At 53.2% G+C, this 1,003-nt stretch carries 1 protein-coding gene and 1 pseudogene; both read left to right on the top strand.

The window, feature by feature from the left end; genetic code table 11:
- Positions 1-247, top strand: a 247-nt coding sequence (locus AC1D0Z_RS22745; RefSeq protein ID WP_477660398.1) for a gamma-glutamylcyclotransferase family protein, incomplete at its 5' end; no start/stop codon positions are given.
- Between the two features lie 316 nt (positions 248-563).
- A pseudogene (locus tag AC1D0Z_RS22740) lies at positions 564-1,003 on the top strand (isocitrate lyase); the annotation flags it as partial.

Below are 1,003 nucleotides of genomic sequence, written 5' to 3'. Positions count from 1 at the left end.
GGTGTATGCCGTGTCGCCCGAACTTGAGCGTGTACTGGACGAAATCGAAGAGGTCTGGCCGCAGCAGACTGGTGAGTACACCAAACGGGAAGTGGCCGTACAGCTGGAACCGGCATCGGAGTCCGGCCAGCCAGGGCACGCCACGGAACTGGTGTGTTTTCTCTATGAGATCGCCCCTGAGCGGATTCATGGAAAACCGGTGATTGCACTGGGGGATTGGGTTCTGCATCGCACCAGCGACAGCTGACCCGGCTGTGAGGATTGGCCCTTGGAATGCGGGGGTCTTGCGGTGACGTGACTTGCCAATCAGGGGCGGGCGGTTCTATTTCACAATCCAATAAATCAATTTCGCAATGCGGGATAAGTAAATGCTGCAGTGCAAAATTTTTTCTCAATATGGGAGATGGATTTTTATATTACGGAATAATTTTTGAATCGCGTTGATTTCATTGAGTTTTATTTTTATCTTATATAAGACATAAGAGCTTCACAAGGTCTTGTAGAAGACTTAAAGTTGATCCATCGAATTCGCCATTTCTTTATTTCAACTTACGGAGCCCACCATGCCGCAAACCTTGACCGAACAATTAAGCCGTGATCAGCAAATTTCTGCCCTGGAAAAAGACTGGGCCACCAACCCACGCTGGAAAGGTATCAAGCGCGGCTACAGCGCTGCCGACGTGGTGCGTCTGCGCGGCTCTTTCCCGATTGAGCACACGCTGGCCCGCCGCGGTGCTGAAAAGCTGTGGGACCTCCTGCACAACGAGCCTTATGTGAATTGCCTTGGTGCGCTGACCGGCGGCCAGGCCATGCAGCAGGTGAAAGCTGGCGTTAAAGCCATCTACCTGTCGGGCTGGCAGGTTGCTGCCGACAACAACAGCTACTCCGCCATGTACCCCGACCAGTCGCTGTACCCGGTGGACTCGGTTCCCAAGGTCGTTGAAACCATCAACAACACCTTCCGCCGTGCGGACGAGATCCAGCACTCCAAAGGCATTGATGC

The sequence above is a fragment of the Polaromonas sp. P1_E3 genome (genome assembly GCF_056405935.1).
Note: the sequence above shows the minus strand (reverse complement) of the source record. Positions and strands in the feature narration are given on the sequence as shown.